The following is a 17,591-nucleotide window of genomic DNA, read 5'->3' as shown; positions in this document are numbered from 1 at the left end:
AGAGTCAGGAGACACAAATGCAGAAGCTAGAAATTCGCCCGCGTGCCTGATATTGCCTGACAGGCTACACAACAACGATGAATGTGCGGGTTAAGGAGACAATAGATGATAGTAGGTATTCACAGGGCAGGTATACACAGAGTCGCGGGGTTCATTCTCGGATTGGCTGTGTTTCTCGGTTTGGCCGCATCGCAGACGGTTCAGGCCGCCGGCGCCTGGCCTGAGCGGCCGATCACCATAATTTCATCATCCTCGGCGGGTTCGGGGCCGGATGCGCTGGCACGCGCCTTGGCCAAGCAACTCTCGGCGGCGCTCGGACAGTCAGTGATTGTAGAAAATCGGCCTGGCGCCACCGGTGCGATTGGCATCCAGGCGGTGGCCAGGGCGCCGAACGACGGCTATACACTGCTGTATTCCACGGCTTCGAGCACGGTCGTCAGGCCGTCTGTTGAAAAATCCGTGCCCTTCAACGTGACCAAGGATCTCGTTCCCGTCGCGGAAACCGCCGCGGGCGGAGTCATCCTCGTGGTCAATTCGGAAGTTCCGGCAAAAAACCTGAAGGAGCTGATTGCGCTGATCAAGGCTAGTCCCAATCAATACAGTTTTGGCTCATGGGGAAACGGCTCCAGCGGACATCTGATGATGGAATGGCTGAAAGGCCGGACCGGCATGCAGATGGCCCATGTTCCCTATCGGAACACGACTCAGATGCTTACGGAATTGGCGTCGGGTGTGCTAAAGGTGGGCTGGACGGACCCCAGTGCGCTGATCCCGTTCGTTCAGGCGGGAAAGATCCGTGCCATTGCGATCAGTGGCAATGAGCGTGCCCCGCAATTGCCGGACGTTCCGACGCTGGCCGAATCGGGCTTCAAGTTTGATCAGGTGGGCTGGTTCGGCATCTTTGCGCCGGCCGGCACCGATCCGAAAATCGTCAAGCGTCTGAACCTGGAGATCAACAAGATTCAGGGATCCGAGGAAATGGTCAAGTTGATGAAGAACCTCAATTTCTCGGCGCCGCCGCAAAAAACATCTGAAGAATTCAAGGCGATCGTCGAGCACGATCTGGCAACCTGGAGCAAGATCGCGACGGACTCCCACTTGGCCAACGGCCAATAGCTCTAACACCACTCGAGCAGGGCGGCAGTTCACGGACAGCTTGTCCTGGCTGTCTGCCGCCCCGCGCGTTCACATGTTTGCATGCAGGTATTTGCCTCGCTGATCAGCGAGGCAGGGGAGACAAAAATAATGAAAGCAGTACATTTCAGCGTTGCCGCTGTATTGGCAACTTGCGTCGGCCAGGCCGTCGCACAGCCCAACGTAACCCTCTATGGCAGTCTGGACGTCGGCATCGAATACCAGAAGGTCAGCGCGGGCTCGACAGGCGGCGCGAGGAACGATTGGGCTTTTGCGAACGGATCGAGCAAGGCCAATCGCTTGGGGCTCCGTGGGGCCGAAGATCTGGGCGGCGGATCAAGCATTTTCTTCGTGCTCGAGGGCGGCCTCGACCTTGCCACTGGCAACTCGGTGCCAAATGGCGTCCTGTTCAACCGCCGATCCATCGTCGGCGCCAAAGGGCCTTGGGGTGAGCTGTCCTTGGGTCGCGATTACACACCGGCCTTCTGGGCCATGGCGTATACGGACTACACCAAGTCCGGCATGTACGGCGGCGCCGGACCGACTTCGCAGATTGTCGAGCTCGGCCTTATCCGGCAATCGGATGGCGTGTTCTACACCTCACCGACGGTCAACGGATTCAGTGCCCGGGTGTTCTGGAGCAACGGCACCCCGGGTAGCACCCCGACGACGAATACCGGCCAGATGGTCGGCCTGTCGGGCCATTATGTATCGGGTCCGGCTGCCGCCGGGATTTTCTACGAGCAGAAAAGGGTCGAGGGCGTCGGTGCAAAACCATCGGGCACGAACCGCTACCAGGGCGTGACGGGACAATACGACTTTGGCCAGTTCACGATCAACGGCGGCTACTCGCGATACGATCCGGCCGGGCCGAACACGGCCACCTCGGGTACCATGAACAGCGTCTGGCTCGGTCTCATGGTTCCGGTGGGCGCCGCCCAGGTCAGTTTGACGCTCGGTCATATCCGCACGAGCCTGGCTGCGCCGGAAGATGGTAAAACCTGGCTGTACGGCCTGAATTACCTCCGCCCCCTGTCCAAACGCACCAGCCTCTATGCCGGGATTGGAAAGGCCAGCAACAATAATCACGCCGCGATATCCCTGGATACTGGCCAGCGCGCCATCTTCGGCAATGGCTTGGGCAGCGATGTCACCGCAGTGATGGTCGGCATGCGCCACACATTCTGAACCGCGGGCACCGCCCGCCGGATGGGTCGGGCCAATAGGCCATGGGTTTCCTGTCAGGCCTGGAAGCGCTCCTCCCACTCCCCGACCTCGGCCAGGCCTAGATATGTGTTGTATTCGGCCGCGCTGAGCATGCGGCCGCGCATTGCCCCGGTATGGCCGTCTTCGCGCTCATAGTCACCGGCGGTCGCATTCGGTCCGGTACACTCTTGACAGACTGGTAGCTGTTTCCGCGTCGATGCGCGAGCTGGTTCATCGTTGCGAAGTGCCCTGCCGCTGTAGACACGTCTGCTGCGGGTATTGCAGGAAAAAGAGATAACCCGGGTGGGCGGAATCGACGCGATTCCGATCGACGTCAGGATTATTGCAGCGACGCACCGTGACCTGGCTGTCCTTGCGCGCGCATGGCGGAAACCAGGCCGCTGCGGCGCAGGCCCTGGGTATTTAGCCCTTCAGCGCGGTGCGCACACCGTACTTCTCCTGCAAGGCCTTCGCTCCCGCTTCGCTGTTGAGCCAGTTCTGGAACAGCCTTGCACCGTTCGGGTGCGGCACAGTGGCGGAGACTCCCTGCAGGGCGTTCAGATTACGGGCGCGGATCTGTGGCAACACGGCCAGTGATCGATCCCGTCTTCTTCAGGACTCCTCATCCCGCAGGTTCGTCCGAGCGCAGCCAACCGGTCAGGCTCCAGCGTGTTTGTTGGCAAGGTAGTACCGCGTGCGGAATCAGGCCGCTGTGAAAAATCGCCAACCTTGCTCCCATAGGAGGGATTCGCCGTATTTCCACATTGGGATTACGGGGCTCGTACAGGCAAAGCTCGCCGCCATGCATTGGATTCCACTGCAGGTTCAAATACAGCACGATCGATATTTTTCGATGGTCACTATCGCGATGCTGGTCAATGTGCTTTATGTAGCCTTTGCCCTTGCCATAACGCGCAAAATGGAACTCCTGGCTGCGCAGGCCAAGTTGATAGCGCTCGTTCAGCTCTTCGCGAAACTGCGCCATCCATCGGAAAAAAGGGTGGTTGGCTTGATGCGAATTGGGGTGAATCCAGCAGATCGTGTCGCCGCGGATGTCGGGCCGCCGTGCATCGCTTGCGCTGCGGCCTATCCCTTCCGTGTAGAAGTGCCCGTCTTCCCACAGATTCCAGCCTTGCATCAGCAAGGTAATGTGCCACGACAAGGGAATGACGGTGTCAGAAATAGCCCAGCCCTGTTTTTCCAGCGACCGGAATATTTCATCATGGTCGTTCATAAAATTCACCACTCCTTGGCCAAAACTTCGGTATGAGCAAAAATTTTACCTCGATCAAAGATATTGATGATCCCCATCTACGCTGATGGCCTGGCCGGAAATGTTTTTCGCGGCGGGAGACGCAAGGAATAGCGCCATCGCCGCAATATCGTGGACCGACACCATCCGCCGAAGGGATATCTTCTGCAGGTATTCTTCCTTCATTTCGTCGAAACCAATGCCCAAGGTATCCGCCCTGGCGGAAATCACGCGGTCCATCCGTTCCCCCTCGACGACCCCAGGCAGGATGGCGTTGACCCGGATGTTGTTTGGCCCAAGCTCGATAGCCAGAGATTTCATTAGGCCCACAATGGCCCATTTGGTGGCGGCATAGGGCGTGCGAAACGGGTATCCAAGACGCCCCGCCACAGAGGCCATGGCGATGATGCTTGGGTTCTTGGATGTTTCTTTCAATACCGGAACGGCCTTCCTTAGAAAATAGTACTGGCTGTTGAGGTTGGTGGAAATCGTGCGCTCCCACTGTTCGGGATCGACGTCTTCGACGGCCCCCGTCGGGCCCGCGATACCGGCGTTGTTGACAAGAATATCCAAACCGCCAAGCTTGGCTCGAGCATCGTCGACGATGCCATCCACTTGATCGCGGTTTGCCACATCCGCAACCCCTGCATGAAGCTGTGGCCGCTCGGTTTTCATTTTATTGATCGCAGCCTGGTCAATATCGCAAACATAGACCTGTGCATCGACTTCCAGAAATGCCTGTGCAATGGCGGCGCCAATGCCGGTTGCAGCGCCTGAAACCAATACTCGCAAGCCAGGTGCCGGTTTCAGAAGATCAATAGTGTTCATCAATTACCTCGAATAACGTAGTGGGTTGATACAGTACAACGGTTCGATTCTTCCGTAGCCATGGGACGCCTGGCATTTTCCTTGCCGGGCCGGTGGATCATTTGCGCAATTCCCCCGGCCCCTTGCCCGTCCATCTTTTCAGCGCCCGCCGAAAGTTTGCGGCGTCGCTAAAGCCAAGCAGCATCGCGATGTCATCGGTGCTCATCTTGGTGGTCTTCAAGTATTCGGTTGCCAGGGAGCAGCGCACGTCATCGGCGATTGCCACGAAAGATGTGCCTTCGCTCTCGAGGCGTCGCCGCAGCGTTCGACTCGTCATTTTCAAGGCGTCCGCGACGACTTCCATGCCCGGGAATACGCCGGGCTTTCGCATCAGCACCTGATAGACCTCTCCAGAAACACCGACGGACGTCTTTGCCTGGCCAATGAGCCTGTCGCAGGTTTCCTGCAAGAGCGTGGCTGTCAGCCTGTGGGCCAGCTGAGGCCTGTCCTCGAATATGGCACTGTCGTAATGAAGCGAACATTGCGGCTGGTCGAAGTAGCACGGGCAGCCCAGATACTCCGGGTAAACGTCGGCATACGCCGGCGCCGCATATGAAAAGCACGCTTTTGTCGGTGGGCAGGTTCTTCCGGCGACGTCCTGCAGATGCGTCACGTGCTGGGTAAACTGCTGCTCGAGCAGGAACTGGCGCAGTTCTCTCGATGGATTAGAGATGAACGCATCCGGGAACGTCCAGATTCCTTCGTTGGGATATTCGTTCCATTCGATTGTGAGCGTTGGCGTGGCGAGCTGGTGGTACTTGACTCCGAGCCGGAAATAATCCCGGAACGACAGGCAGGACATCAGGGCGTAGCCATACATCCCATAGGCGGACAAATGCAGACGGGATCCGACAATAAAAGCCGTAGCGGTATTGCGAGACAGCAGGACCGCATTTCTACAGACGGCGACGTATTGCCGGACCGAGGTCAATGCCGACGCATCGTAAATCTCGCCCGCGGCAACGTTGCTGCCCTTGAGGCTGTCCTCCGGAGCAATGCCCTGTTCGCTCAGAACCTCCACCAGCGCCGCGATTTTATAGGGCGCGTAGATGCGCTCGTTAAGCAAGGGCAGCTTTGACGACATTGCTTCTCCCCGGATTGTCCCATAACAACATTCAACTGTCCGAATATGACCTTTCGGGTGCCATCATATTTCACTAATATCAATATCACAAGAGGCAAGCTGAACAGCGGACCGCGCGCCAAACTCGCCACGGTCAGCGCAACACGCAGCGCCAATGCAACACCGTGGAGGAATACACGCATGAGCGGTCCCAATCGCAAAGTCATTATTTCTTGCGCCATCACCGGCGCAACGCATACGCCATCGATGTCTGAATTCCTGCCATTGACGCCCGCGCAGATTGCGACGCAATCCATAGAGGCGGCGGAAGCGGGCGCAGCCATTCTCCATTTGCATGCCCGGAATCCTTTGGATGGCCGGCCGACCCCTGCGCCCGAAGTGTTCGGGGAATTTGTTCCCCTCATCGCGGCAGCGACCGATGCGGTCATCAATATAACGACGGGCGGCAGCACACGCATGACATTGGCCGAGCGTCTGGCCTATCCCAGATTGGCCAAGCCAGAGATGTGCTCGCTGAACATGGGTTCGATGAACTTCTCCATCCATCCGATCGCGGCGAAAATTTCGTCATGGCGCCACGACTGGGAAAAAAGCTTTATCGAAGGGACGGAAGACACAATTTTCCGTAATACCTTCAAGGACATCAAGAAAATCCTGCTTGAGCTGGGCGCGCACGGCACACGCTTCGAGTTCGAATGCTACGACCTCGGCCATCTTTACAATCTGGCGCATTTCGTGGACCAGGGCCTTATCAAGCCGCCATTTTTCATCCAGTCGGTCTTCGGCATTCTTGGCGGACTCGGGGCCGATCCAGAGAATATGACAGTGATGCGGTCGACAGCCGATCGTCTTTTCGGGCGGGAAAACTACCTCTTTTCCATCCTTGGCGCGGGGCGGCATCAAATGCCGCTCGTGACGATGGGCGCCATCATGGGCGGAAATGTTCGGGTTGGCCTGGAGGACAGCATCTTTCTTTCAAGGGGTGTCAAGGCTGAAACGAATGCTCAACAGGTTCGAAAAATTCGACGCATCCTCGAAGAGCTTTCATTTGAAATCGCAACACCTGCCGATGCCCGGAAAATGTTGGGCCTGAAAGGCGCAGACTCGGTCGAGTTTTGACACCGTTGCCAGATCTGTGCAGCAGGATGTGAAGCATCAGGGGGTATGACGCTGTAGCCATTTCAAATCCGTACAACTCAGGAGACAAACATGATTTCTAGCCACATTATTCGTCCGTTGATTCTTTCCGCAGCCTTGTCGTCGCTCGGTGGCATGGCCTGCGCCGCGCCGGTGAAAATAGCTCTCATCGAGACCTTGTCGGGTCCGCAAGCATCCACGGGGAACACGTATCGCGATGCCGCTCGTTATGAAGTCGACAGGCTCAACGCTGAAGGCGGGTGGAACGGCGAACCGATCAAGCTGCTCGAGTACGATAATCAGGGTACGCCCAGCGGCGCTGCCGACAAGCTCAAAACAGCAATAGCGGACGGTGCGCAGTTGGTGATTCAAGGGGCTTCTTCGGCGATTGCCGGCCAGCTGAGCGAAGACATTCGAAAGTACGATATCCGTAATCCCGGCAAAGAGCTGCTGTTCGTGAATGTGGGTGCCGAGGCCATGGATTTGACCGGCGCCAAGTGCCATTTTCACTCGTTCCGGTTCATCAGCAATGCACAAGTCAAGATCAAGGCTCTGGTGGCTGCCATGAAGGCGGCCAATGTACTGGGTACGCGCGTTTATTCCATAAACCAGAACTATTCCTGGGGGGCGGACGTGCAGCAGGCTATCGAAGACAACGCGGCTAATGGCGGCTACGAGGTCGTAGGCAAGACCTTGCATGATGTCAACAAGATCCAGGATTTCTCGCCCTATGTCGCCAAGATCGCTGCCACGCATCCTGATACCGTCATTACCGGAAACTGGTCCAATGATCTTCTGCTTCTGATGAAAGCCGCCAGGTCCGGAGGGCTTAAAGTACGTTTTGCCACCACGTACATGGATCAGCCAGGCAATCTGGCCAATGCGGGCAGCGTCGCCCTGGGAGCGTACGTGGTCCATCCCTTTGATGCCGAGGCGGGCGGCAAGAAAAGCGAGGCGTTCTCCGAGGCATTCAAGGCCAAGGTAGGTCATTATCCCGTGTTTGTGGAACCTCAAACCGTTTTCGCGGTGAAGATGGTCGGCGCCGCCTTGAAGCAGGTCAAGCCCGAGAACGGAAAGTTGAACGTCAACAAACTGGCCCTGGCGATAGAGCAAACCAAGGTAGAGACTCCCATGGGTGAGTGGAGTATGCGCGCGGCGGATCACCAAGTCTTGTTGCCATTGGTCGTTTCCGTAGTATCCAAAGACGCGAAATTCAAGGTGGACGGAACCGACATGGGGTTTAGACCCGTCAAGCTGCTGACGGCCGACGAGGCGGCGACTCCGGCACAGAAAACCTGCAAAATGAAACGCCCCAGCTAGGCGCCTCCGGTTTCGCGTTCCTTTCCCATTCTGCAGAATGCCATCATCCAGGGTCGAGCCCGGATGATGGCTTAGCGTTCAAAGGTCATCATGGATTATTTTCTTGTATCGTTGTTGAACGGACTGATCTATGGGCTGCTGCTTTTCATGGTGTCCGCGGGGCTGACGTTGATTTTCGGCATGATGGGTGTGTTGAACTTCGCCCACGCCTCGTTCTACATGCTGGGGGCGTACTTTGCCTACCTGCTGGGCCCCTATATCGGGTTTTGGCCCGCCATTGCCTGCGCGACCGTGCTTGTCGGTTTGGTCGGGGTGGTCGTGGAACGATACTTCCTGCGTCGGGTACACAAGTACGGCCATGCCCACGAACTGTTGCTGACTTTTGGGCTGTCGTTCATCATCGCGGAACTGGTGAAGCTTTTCTTTGGCAACTACCCCGTCAATTATCACGTTCCGGCCATGCTTTCGTTTTCCGCGTTTCACATCGGCCCTTTGGCATACCCCGTCTACCGCTTGCTTATGGGGGGCGTCGCACTGCTGATGTTTGGCGTGATCTATCTGCTGCTCACCCGCACACGGGTTGGCATCATCGTACGTTCGGCCATCTACAAGCCGGCCATGGCCGAGGCTCTGGGCCATAACGTACCTCGAGTATTCATGGCTGTCTTCGGGGTGGGCGCGGCCCTGGCCGGGCTGGCAGGTGCTGTGGCGGGAGCTTTTTATACGACCAATCCGAATATGGCGATCGAACTGGGCGTCCTGGTGTTTGTCGTGGTTGTGGTCGGGGGGCTCGGATCGCTCGAGGGCGCGATGCTGGCCTCCTTGCTTATCGGACTGTTGACCGCTTTCAGCGTGGGAGTCGACTACAGCCTTGCCGATCTTTTCACCTGGTTCGGCGCGGGCGACTGGGCACAACGCATGGGCGGACTCTTCACCCTGAAACTGTCCGGCCTGTCGGCCACCATCCCTTATGCGCTCATGCTGTTGATCCTGCTGGTGCGCCCCTCCGGGCTGATGGGCGAGAAGGAGTAAATGGTGAAGACACGTCGTTTTCTGTTGCTGGCGGCCATTTTCGGGCTGGTTCTGGTGCCTGTCTTGTTGAGCCAGTCGCTGGTCAACGCCGCGATCCAGATGCTTATTGCGAGCCTGTTTGCCTGCGCGTTCAGTCTGCTGTGCGGGCAAGGCGGCATGTTGTCTTTCGGGCATGCCGCCTATTTCGGGGTCGGTGCATTCGCCACTGTGCACGCCATGAACGCATTCAACGGCGCCGGGCTTCTTCCCACACCGTTCTTGCCTCTGGTCGGAGCGGCCATGGGGCTTGTGGTGGGCCTGCTTGCCGGCTGGTTCGCCACGAAAAGAAGCGGCGTTTATTTCGCGATGATCACGCTGGCGCTGGCCGAACTGCTGTATGCCCTGGCGCCGCACCTCAAGGGCTGGTTCGGCGGAGAGGCCGGCGTTTCCTCGATGCGCATGCCAGCCTTTGGCCTGAGCTTCGGCTCGAACACCGAGGTCTACTACCTGACCTTGATATGGGTGCTGGTCTCGCTCGGACTGCTTTACCTGTTTACGCTGACCCCTCTGGGACGGCTGACTCTGGGTCTGCGCGAAAACGCGCGCCGCCTGTCCTTTCTGGGCTACAACGTTCATCGGGTCAGTGTGCTGGTGTTTGCCATCTCGGCGATGTTCTCGGGTATCGCGGGCAGCTTGCAGGCATTGAACATGGAAGCCGCCAATTATGTAATCTTCGATTTGCAAGGCTCGGCCGAGGTGCTATTGAACAGCTTCATCGGCGGAGTCACCATTTTTCTGGGGCCAGTCCTTGGGGCCGCACTCATGACTTTTTTCGGTTACCTGGTCTCGGACATGACGCATTCCTGGCTGCTGTACAAGGGCCTGCTTTTTGTGGTGGTAATGCTTTTCATGCCACGGGGCATCGCCGGACTCGTGCAATCAGTCGCCGCCAGCGGCCGGCGGCAGGGATTCACGCGGTTGGCGCCATCCATGGCGTTATATGCCGTCGCCTCGCTGCTGTTGACGGCTGGCACGGTGTATTTGGTGGAGCTGTTGCAGCGCTTTTTCTCCCAGGACTATCGGTCGCTGGCCGTCCTCAATGGGAAAGGCTGGCCGCCCATTGCCTTGTTCGGGGCTCAATGGGATCCCACCGCCGTGCTCACCTGGGCGCTACCCGTCCTGGCCTTGATCGCTGGCGTAGCGGTGCTGCGCTTGGCGCATTCCCGCTGGATTTTTGTCGTCGAGAATGGAGAATGTGTCCAGGCGCCTCTTGCCTTTGATAGCGTAGCTCCAAAAGGAGGGCAGCCATGAACGAGTCACCCATTCTTTCTCTGCGCGGCGTGCATAAGTCATTTGGGCAGGCCCAGATTATCCGCGGCGTCGATCTGGATATTGTCCGGGGCGAGCGACACGCCCTGATCGGGCCGAATGGAGCAGGCAAATCGACCTTGTTTCATCTGATCTCGGGCCGGGTCGCCCCTACACGCGGCGAGATCGACCTCGACGGTCGGCCGATACAGGGCTTGCCCCCCGAGCAGGTCAATCGCCTGGGTTTGGCCCGGTCATTTCAGATCACCAATGTCTTTCCGGGTTTGACCGTGTTCGAGAACTTGCGCCTGGCGGCAATGCGCCCGTACGGGCTGCAGTATGTTTTCTGGACGCTGATCCAGACTCATCGACGGATCACGGCCCAAGTGGAGCAATTGCTCGAGCAAGTCCGCCTGCAAGCGCGAGCCGGTACGCTCGCCGGTGAGCTGTCGTACTCCGAGCAGCGTTCGCTGGAAATAGCCATGACCCTGGCCTCGGACCCAAAGGTGATCATGCTCGATGAGCCAATGGCCGGCATGTCCAATGAGGAAACCGACTACACACTGGCGTTGATACGCGAGGTAACGCAAGGGCGCACCCTTCTGATTGTCGAACACGACATGAATGTGGTGTTTGCCTTGAGCGACCGAATAAGCGTCCTGGTCTATGGTTGCATTATCGCGACTGGAAACCCCGATGAGATCCGACACAACAAGGCTGTGAAAGAGGCTTACCTTGGGGAGGAGATCGAGCAATGATGGCCGATGCCAAATCCCCGCCCTTGTTATCCGTGCAGGAGTTGCACGCTCATTATGGAAGGAGCCATATTCTTCATGGAGTCAGTTTCCATGTTTCATCAAATGAAGTAATCAGCCTGTTGGGGCGCAATGGCTCAGGCCGATCCACCACATTAAAGGCAATCATGGGGTTGGTGCCTCCGACAGATGGATCGATTCGGCTACGCCAGCACGAACTCGCGGGCCTGCGCCCGTACTCAATTTGCCGCCATGGCATCGGCTACGTACCCGAGGAGCGAGAGATTTTCGCGAACCTGACCGTCGAGGAGAATCTGCGCATGGGCATGCAGCCGGCCGTTAACGGCGCGTCGGTCTGGACAATCGAGCAAATGTTCGATTATTTCCCGCGCCTCAAAGAGCGCCGCAATACCAAAGGCGCCAGCCTTTCGGGTGGCGAGCAGCAGATGCTGACAATCTGCCGGGCGTTACTGGGCAACCCTTTGCTGATGTTGATCGATGAACCCACCGAGGGGCTGGCGCCGAAGATCGTCGCCGCCGTCGGTGAGGCCATTGCCGACATCCACCGCCAGGGCGTAGCCGTCATCCTTGTCGAACAGAAACTGGCGATCGCCTTGAAGGTATCGAGCCGGGTGTGCGTCATGGGACATGGCCGCATCGTGTTCGAGGGCTCGCCTGAAGCACTGGGCGCCAGCCCACAGGTTCTTGCGGAATGGCTGGCTGTGTGAGCCGATTATATGTTGGGCCTTCAAAACAGCAAGGCATCAATTTCTAATTTGATCTCACGATGCTTTTTTCTGGCAAGCGTTTAGCAGTTCGCCGCCGACGCCACGGCGAAAAGCCGTGACGCAGATTACGAAGATCAATCCGATAATGATGGCTCTCAACACGGGGCCGGTGAAAGTACCCAGACCGCCGATGAGTGCATGGATGTGGCCGCGGATGACTTGAAGGCTGACATTGTCAACAGCGATGAAACCGCGGAATTCCTTCCTGAGGTTTTGCATTGCCAAAATCGTATCTACTATTCCGTTTCCTTCCAGATACTCAAGGATTTACTTTCTCAAACTCGGTGCGGAGATACCCAGGCTTCTATTTATCTGCTGGAACCAGGGTTTATGAAAGCGTGGTCACCTTTGTTTCCATTGAGTAATCCGTTGGGATTGCTGGCCCAGACTCGCGATGCCTAGAGTCACTGTGTCACCGGCTTGCAGCCAGATGGGATTGGGTATTTTCCCCATACCGACTCCTGGTGGAGTTCCAGTGGCGATGACATCGCCTGGAAGCAAGGTCATGTACTGGCTGCAATAGGAAATTAATGTCGGGATGTCGAAAATCATGGTATTGGTGTTGCCGCGCTGCATGTTCAGGCCATTAACATCGAGCCACATGTCCAGATTATGCGGATTGGGTAATTCATCTGGTGTAACCAGCCAAGGCCCAATCGGAGCAAAAGTATCACAGCTTTTGCCTTTGTCCCATTGTGAAGATTGCATTTGAAAGCCGCGCTCGGATACATCATTTACGACACAATATCCTGCAATGAAATCAGGCGCTTGCTTCTTGGACACGTATTGCGCTTTGCTGCCTATAACAACACCCAGTTCCACCTCCCAGTCCAAACGTTCGGAATGGCGTGGCTTGATGACATCGTCGTTGGGGCCATTTAGCGCCGTTGTGGATTTCAAGAAGATAATTGGCTCGGATGGAACGGACAGTCCGGCTTCTCGAGCATGGTCTGAATAATTTAGACCAATACAAACAATTTTTGATGTCCCTTCAAAAGGAACGCCGAAGCGTGGATTCCCCGGCACTAGGGGTAGTCCTGACGGATCTGCTGAAGCAAGCTTGGATAATCTCTGTGGCGAAAGAGTTGCGGGTTCAATAACTTGGATAACTGAAGATAGATCACGCAATTGCCCATTGGCATCAATAAGCCCAGGCTTTTCCATGCCCGTGTTGCCGAATCGACATAATTTCATATTTCGTTTACCTATGACTTTCTACTGAAGGTTTTAGATGCGTGCCCGAGGCAGAGCTAGCAGGCGGTTACACCGCCATCAACAACCCAAGCGGCACCATTGACGTGAGCTGACTGATCGGACAAAAGAAAGACCACGACATTTGCAATATCATCTGGGCTTGCATATGTTGCAGAGTTAGCGCGCTTGATCCCACCTAGATGTTTGGCCTGCTCATCCAACGCTTTTATCATTCTGGTTTCCACTGGCCCGGGCAGAACCGCATTGATCCTGATTTTCGTTCCCGCTACATCAAGCGCGGCGACGCGCGTCAAGCCTAGCACAGCATGCTTTGTGGCAACATAGCCTGCTAAACCCGCCCGGCCCCGAATAGATGAGGTTGACGCTGTATTGACAATAGCCCCTTGGCCTCGTGAAATCATCCGGGCCAGTACATGTTTCAGGCCTAGAAATACACCTTTGACGTTAACCTGGAGCAGGCGCTCGAATATGTCATCGGGATAATGGTGGATAGGGGCGATCACTCCTTCGATACCTGCGTTATTCGAAAAAGCAGTGATAGGTCCTAGTTGCTTTTCCACCTTATCAACGCATGCCGACACTTCATCGCCATTCGAAACATCTGTCTTGATAAAGACGGCCTCACCTCCAGCAGTCTGAATCAAACGAACAGTTTCCGTTCCAAGATTGTGATCTATGTCAGCGATAGCGACTTTGAAGCCCGATTGAGCGAGTTTTAGAGAGATCGCTCGGCCTATGCCATCCCCGCCTCCTGTTACTAAAGCGACATTCATGTGTTTTTCACGAAATAGCACCCGCCAGCGCTAAGCGGCCGCCAGACGTCGGAGGCTGGGAGGGTCTTGACGACGTGATAATAGTCCCAGGGATATTTTGACTCGCTTGGCTTTTTGACTTCGAATAGGTACATGTCGTGAATCGTACGACCATCTATTCGAACTGATCCTTTGCCAAAAAGAGGGTCGTTCGTTGGTAATGCCTTCATCTTGTCAACGACTGCTTTACCGTCTGAGGACGCTCCCAAATCGGCCTCGGCCTTCAGATAATGCAAGATCGAGGCATACACTCCCGCTTGAAGGGCGCTTGGATGTTGGCCACCCATGCGCTTTGCAAACCGCTCGCTCCAGGCGCGTGTTTTAGGGGTCAAATCCCAGTAAAAGGCTTCGGTGAATTGAAGCCCTTGCGCTACGGATAGCCCCAAGGAGTGCACATCGTCGATATACAGTACGGTTGCCACTACGCGTTGGCCGCGTTTGGTTATCCCGAATTCTGCCGCCTGCTTAATTGAATTGACTGTGTCGCCTCCTGCATTGATCAACCCGATTACTTGAGCCTTAGATGCTTGGGCCTGGAGAAGAAATGAAGAGAAGTCGGGCGTACCAAGCGGTGTGAGAACGTTTCCGATTATTTTTCCGCCACTCTTGGTTATAGCGTTATTAAGATCTCGCTGCATCGCGTGGCCAAACGCATAGTCAACCGTCAAGGTGAACCATGTGTCTCCAGGGTTAGTCGCCATTGCAGCACCTACGGCAAGCGCATAGGTGCTGTAGGTCCATTGGACGGTATTGGGTGAGCAATCTTTGCCTGTAAGGTCGGACGATGAGGCTCCAGAGACCAACATGACCTTGTTTTTCTCGCGAACAACATTATTTACTGCGAGTGCCACTGACGAGGTCGGTACGTCGGCGATAACGTCGACTCCGTCGCGATCGATCCATTGCCGTGCTACTGCAGACCCCACGTCGGCCTTATTTTGATGGTCTGCGCTAATGATCTCGATAGGCCGAGATTTCTTCCCACCTTGCGCAATATAATCTTCGACAGCCATTTTGGCTGCAGTGACGGAACCTTGGCCAGTGACGTCTCTATAAAGGCTTGACATATCGGTGAGTACACCGATTTTCAGTGGCTTAACTTCTTCGGCCCGGACGTTCGTTGCGCCAAGGATAAGTAAATTTGTGCCGGCTAGTAGTACGTTGCGTCTGCTTCGGCGAAAGTTTGTATTATCCATCTTGTCACTCCTCACTTTGCATTAATCGGTTGTCGATTTTCGTGTTCAAAGAGCTATCGGTCATTGTTCATCCATAGCACACCGGGTGACGCTGATCCAGACAGAACCTTGAGCACGACGAATGGGTATACTGCGCTGTGTAAGGCCAATCTTTTCTAAGGGATTAGGCGTTTTAGGAGGCGCCGATCTTCGACTTCGAATCCGCCCCCATATACATCGGAGACCATGAAATGAGCACCGAGTATTTCCGGCTCAAGTCGCGCGATCGGGTCAAACTCTGAATCATGAAGATTCATGGAGATTTTTCCCGGCAGTGGCTTTGAATACTTGAGCGGAGTGCGACGATAAACAATGTCCGCGTAGGCCGTTTCAGGTCGTTCTGGATGTGGAACACGGCGGACATGAATTTCGCCGGATGGCTGCACATCCTCGTCGACTAGTCGAACAACGGGGGATTGAGGATCTGGGGTGAAATCGAAATCAGCCAATTGAACTCCTCGGCGCTTGACCCAACCGTCAATTGATCCATTTTCAGTTTCATGAAATAGATAGTTCGTATCTTTTTTGGTATATCCAAATATCTCGCGCCCGGCAGCGATACCCATGGGGTCGCTGCAATACATGAAAATGTGTGTTTGGGTGAAGAGATCCTCATAACGAACCGCCACTGTGACCATCAAATCGAACATCTGGCCAGAATGCAATGCCAAAGTGTGGCCCGGAGACAGCATGAATCGGAATGCCACCCTATCGTTGACAAGTTCGAATGGGGTGTCTGAGAGCAATGCCTCAAGCTTTTTCCTTTCAACGCGAGTGATCACTTCTACTGTGCGCAATGCACACTCCCATTCCAATGGGTATGCTGGTGCATAAGGTGGATTGACCCCACTATTAGCGTGCATTTTATATTTACCAAACATATTGACTCCTTAGGTTTTAATTGCCGTTGGGCTTGCCATCAGCTTTGCATTGTTTCCTACATGATTTATGTCTACGTCATCTGAAAACGGAATTAGGATGCAAACATCGAGCGTCCTTGGCTTTCTAAAATATCTCTATCAATATTTTGAATATCGTTCAAGCCGCAGAGCGCCATGGTTAGATCCATTTCTTTATGAATTATTTCCAGGCAGCGTGCCACTCCCGCCTCACCCATGGCGCCTAGGCCGTATAGGAAAGGACGCCCGATGAGCGTACCTTTTGCTCCGAGAGCGAGTGCTTTCAATACGTCTTGCCCAGATTGAATTCCGCTATCGAACAATATTTCGGCCTGTTTGCCCACGGCGCGAACAACACGGGGCAGGGCAGCTATGCTAGATATTGCTCCGTCAAGTTGTCGTCCACCATGATTGGACACCACCAATGCGTCGGCGCCATATTCCACAGCCATCTGTGCATCATCCGGATCCATGATTCCTTTCAGGACAAGTTTTCCGTCCCAGATTTGTCGAATCCATTTGATGTCATCCCATGACATTCTCTGGTCAAACTGTTCATCCACCCAGCGTGCCATGGAAGTTGTATCTGATACACCCGCCACATGGCCAACGATATTTCTGAATGAATGGCGTTTAGTGCGCAGCATATTCAGACACCAGCGAGGCCGGATAGCGATGCTGGCAATATTTTGGATCGTCGGTTTTGGAGGCGCCGATAATCCATTTTTAATATCCTTGTGCCGTTGGCCCTGTACAGGAAGATCGAGCGTTAGCATTAGGGCGGAACACTTGGCCTGGCGCGCTCGAGAGATCAGTTGCTCCATGAATGACCGGTCTTTCATCAGATAGAGTTGAAACCAGAAGGGCCGCGAAGTATGTTCGGCAACATCTTCTATCGAACAGACGCTCATCGTCGATAGCGTGAAAGGGATTCCAAAGCGCTCGGCGGCGCGAGCAGCGAGTATTTCGCCGTCTGGATACTGCATTCCCGCCAAACCCGTGGGCGCCAGGCCAACGGGCATCGTTACCTCTTCGCCCAAAAGGCTGGAGCGTTGTGTCCGTGTCTCCACGTTCCTTCCGATACGTTGTTTGAATCGGATATTGGCAAGGTCGTCGGAGTTGGCGCGGTAAGTTGTTTCGGTCCAGGCTCCACTGTCCACATAGTCATAAAACATTTTGGGTACGCGCTTTTTTGCGAGTTTCCTCAGATCCTCTATGCAGGTAATGTTTCCATGATGCAAACGATTCACACTGTCATTCCTTTAGCGCGGTGTGCAGGACTTGCAAGAGACGCTGTATTGATCATTAATGTATAGTGCATCCAATGTTCATTTTATGTCAAGAGTATTTTGCATCCCATGTACAAATATGAGAAGATCATCTCCTTGAGAGGATAGCTTGATGCTCCCAATGAATAGAAACGTAGAGGGAATTTCTGTTATTTCTCCTTAAAATTACGTCGCTTTGGTGATTTAAGGCATTTAGTATTACCGCTTATGCAAAAGAAATATTGAAAGGAGTGAAATGGTTTTCTCATTCATTCCGGGCGCTGGAAAACAGCGCCGCTT

At 55.1% G+C, this 17,591-nt stretch carries 17 protein-coding genes and 2 pseudogenes; 9 read left to right on the top strand and 10 right to left on the bottom strand.

What is annotated here, in order from left to right; translation table 11 throughout:
* Positions 1-105 precede the first annotated feature (105 nt).
* The 3 genes and pseudogenes from LSG25_RS13815 to LSG25_RS13805 all read left to right on the top strand — a co-directional run.
* Positions 106-1,116: a tripartite tricarboxylate transporter substrate binding protein gene (locus LSG25_RS13815; protein ID WP_232741498.1), complete on the top strand. Its 1,011-nt coding sequence runs from the start codon at positions 106-108 to the stop codon at positions 1,114-1,116.
* A 129-nt stretch (positions 1,117-1,245) separates the two neighbouring features.
* Positions 1,246-2,322 carry a porin gene (locus LSG25_RS13810; protein WP_232741497.1) on the top strand — a complete coding sequence of 359 codons (1,077 nt, stop codon included), beginning with the start codon at positions 1,246-1,248 and terminating at the stop codon, positions 2,320-2,322.
* Positions 2,323-2,601: 279 nt separating this feature from the next.
* Positions 2,602-2,721: pseudogene (locus LSG25_RS13805) on the top strand (sigma 54-interacting transcriptional regulator); the annotation flags it as partial.
* Between the two features lie 42 nt (positions 2,722-2,763).
* Here LSG25_RS13805 and LSG25_RS13800 read toward each other — a convergent pair.
* The 4 genes from LSG25_RS13800 to LSG25_RS13785 form a co-directional block, all read right to left on the bottom strand.
* The gene (locus LSG25_RS13800) at positions 2,764-2,928 is read right to left on the bottom strand and encodes a hypothetical protein (protein WP_232741496.1); all 165 of its coding nucleotides are present in this window, start codon (positions 2,926-2,928) and stop codon (positions 2,764-2,766) included.
* A gap of 34 nt (positions 2,929-2,962) precedes the next feature.
* Positions 2,963-3,574, bottom strand: coding sequence for a 2OG-Fe(II) oxygenase (locus tag LSG25_RS13795; RefSeq protein WP_232741495.1), 612 nt, complete (start codon positions 3,572-3,574; stop codon positions 2,963-2,965).
* Positions 3,575-3,628: 54 nt separating this feature from the next.
* On the bottom strand, positions 3,629-4,420 hold the full coding sequence (locus tag LSG25_RS13790) for an SDR family oxidoreductase (RefSeq protein ID WP_232741494.1): 792 nt from the start codon (positions 4,418-4,420) through the stop codon (positions 3,629-3,631).
* Between the two features lie 97 nt (positions 4,421-4,517).
* Positions 4,518-5,543: an AraC family transcriptional regulator gene (locus LSG25_RS13785; RefSeq protein ID WP_232741493.1), complete on the bottom strand. Its 1,026-nt coding sequence runs from the start codon at positions 5,541-5,543 to the stop codon at positions 4,518-4,520.
* Between the two features lie 180 nt (positions 5,544-5,723).
* Between LSG25_RS13785 and LSG25_RS13780 the strand changes: the two genes are divergently transcribed.
* The 6 genes from LSG25_RS13780 to LSG25_RS13755 all read left to right on the top strand — a co-directional run bounded on the left by LSG25_RS13780 (position 5,724) and on the right by LSG25_RS13755 (position 11,802).
* Positions 5,724-6,662 carry a 3-keto-5-aminohexanoate cleavage protein gene (locus LSG25_RS13780; RefSeq protein ID WP_232741492.1) on the top strand — a complete coding sequence of 313 codons (939 nt, stop codon included), beginning with the start codon at positions 5,724-5,726 and terminating at the stop codon, positions 6,660-6,662.
* A 90-nt stretch (positions 6,663-6,752) separates the two neighbouring features.
* Positions 6,753-8,000, top strand: coding sequence for a branched-chain amino acid ABC transporter substrate-binding protein (locus tag LSG25_RS13775; RefSeq protein WP_232741491.1), 1,248 nt, complete (start codon positions 6,753-6,755; stop codon positions 7,998-8,000).
* Positions 8,001-8,090: 90 nt separating this feature from the next.
* The gene (locus LSG25_RS13770; RefSeq protein WP_232741490.1) at positions 8,091-9,032 is read left to right on the top strand and encodes a branched-chain amino acid ABC transporter permease; all 942 of its coding nucleotides are present in this window, start codon (positions 8,091-8,093) and stop codon (positions 9,030-9,032) included.
* Positions 9,033-10,322, top strand: a complete 1,290-nt coding sequence (locus tag LSG25_RS13765; protein ID WP_232741489.1) for a branched-chain amino acid ABC transporter permease — start codon at positions 9,033-9,035, stop codon at positions 10,320-10,322.
* Positions 10,319-11,077 carry an ABC transporter ATP-binding protein gene (locus LSG25_RS13760; protein WP_232741488.1) on the top strand — a complete coding sequence of 253 codons (759 nt, stop codon included), beginning with the start codon at positions 10,319-10,321 and terminating at the stop codon, positions 11,075-11,077. Before LSG25_RS13765 ends, LSG25_RS13760 begins: the two co-directional genes overlap by 4 nt.
* Positions 11,077-11,802: an ABC transporter ATP-binding protein gene (locus LSG25_RS13755; RefSeq protein ID WP_232744693.1), complete on the top strand. Its 726-nt coding sequence runs from the start codon at positions 11,077-11,079 to the stop codon at positions 11,800-11,802. The genes LSG25_RS13760 and LSG25_RS13755 overlap by 1 nt, the downstream gene beginning before the upstream one ends.
* Before the next feature lie 177 nt (positions 11,803-11,979).
* On the opposite strand, the pseudogene LSG25_RS13750 reads toward LSG25_RS13755, so the two are convergent.
* From LSG25_RS13750 to LSG25_RS13725, 6 genes and pseudogenes are all read right to left on the bottom strand, one after another.
* Positions 11,980-12,102: pseudogene (locus LSG25_RS13750) on the bottom strand (ABC transporter ATP-binding protein); the annotation flags it as partial.
* A gap of 102 nt (positions 12,103-12,204) precedes the next feature.
* Positions 12,205-13,056 carry a fumarylacetoacetate hydrolase family protein gene (locus LSG25_RS13745; RefSeq protein ID WP_232741487.1) on the bottom strand — a complete coding sequence of 284 codons (852 nt, stop codon included), beginning with the start codon at positions 13,054-13,056 and terminating at the stop codon, positions 12,205-12,207.
* Between the two features lie 56 nt (positions 13,057-13,112).
* A complete protein-coding gene (locus tag LSG25_RS13740; RefSeq protein ID WP_232741486.1) occupies positions 13,113-13,850 on the bottom strand; it encodes an SDR family NAD(P)-dependent oxidoreductase in 738 nt (245 codons plus the stop codon).
* Complete coding sequence (locus LSG25_RS13735; protein ID WP_232741485.1) at positions 13,847-15,085, bottom strand: ABC transporter substrate-binding protein; 1,239 nt, start codon at positions 15,083-15,085, stop codon at positions 13,847-13,849. The genes LSG25_RS13740 and LSG25_RS13735 overlap by 4 nt, the downstream gene beginning before the upstream one ends.
* A gap of 155 nt (positions 15,086-15,240) precedes the next feature.
* On the bottom strand, positions 15,241-16,005 hold the full coding sequence (locus tag LSG25_RS13730) for an acetoacetate decarboxylase family protein (protein WP_232741484.1): 765 nt from the start codon (positions 16,003-16,005) through the stop codon (positions 15,241-15,243).
* 92 nt (positions 16,006-16,097) lie between these two features.
* A complete protein-coding gene (locus LSG25_RS13725) occupies positions 16,098-17,273 on the bottom strand; it encodes an alpha-hydroxy acid oxidase (RefSeq protein WP_305072042.1) in 1,176 nt (391 codons plus the stop codon).
* Between the last annotated feature and the right edge of the window lie 318 nt (positions 17,274-17,591).

Origin of the sequence: Paralcaligenes sp. KSB-10, from assembly GCF_021266465.1 — a bacterium.
In the GTDB taxonomy this organism is placed as follows: domain Bacteria; phylum Pseudomonadota; class Gammaproteobacteria; order Burkholderiales; family Burkholderiaceae_B.
The sequence above is the reverse complement of the archived record's forward strand: the minus strand, read 5'-3'. Positions and strand labels throughout refer to the sequence as shown.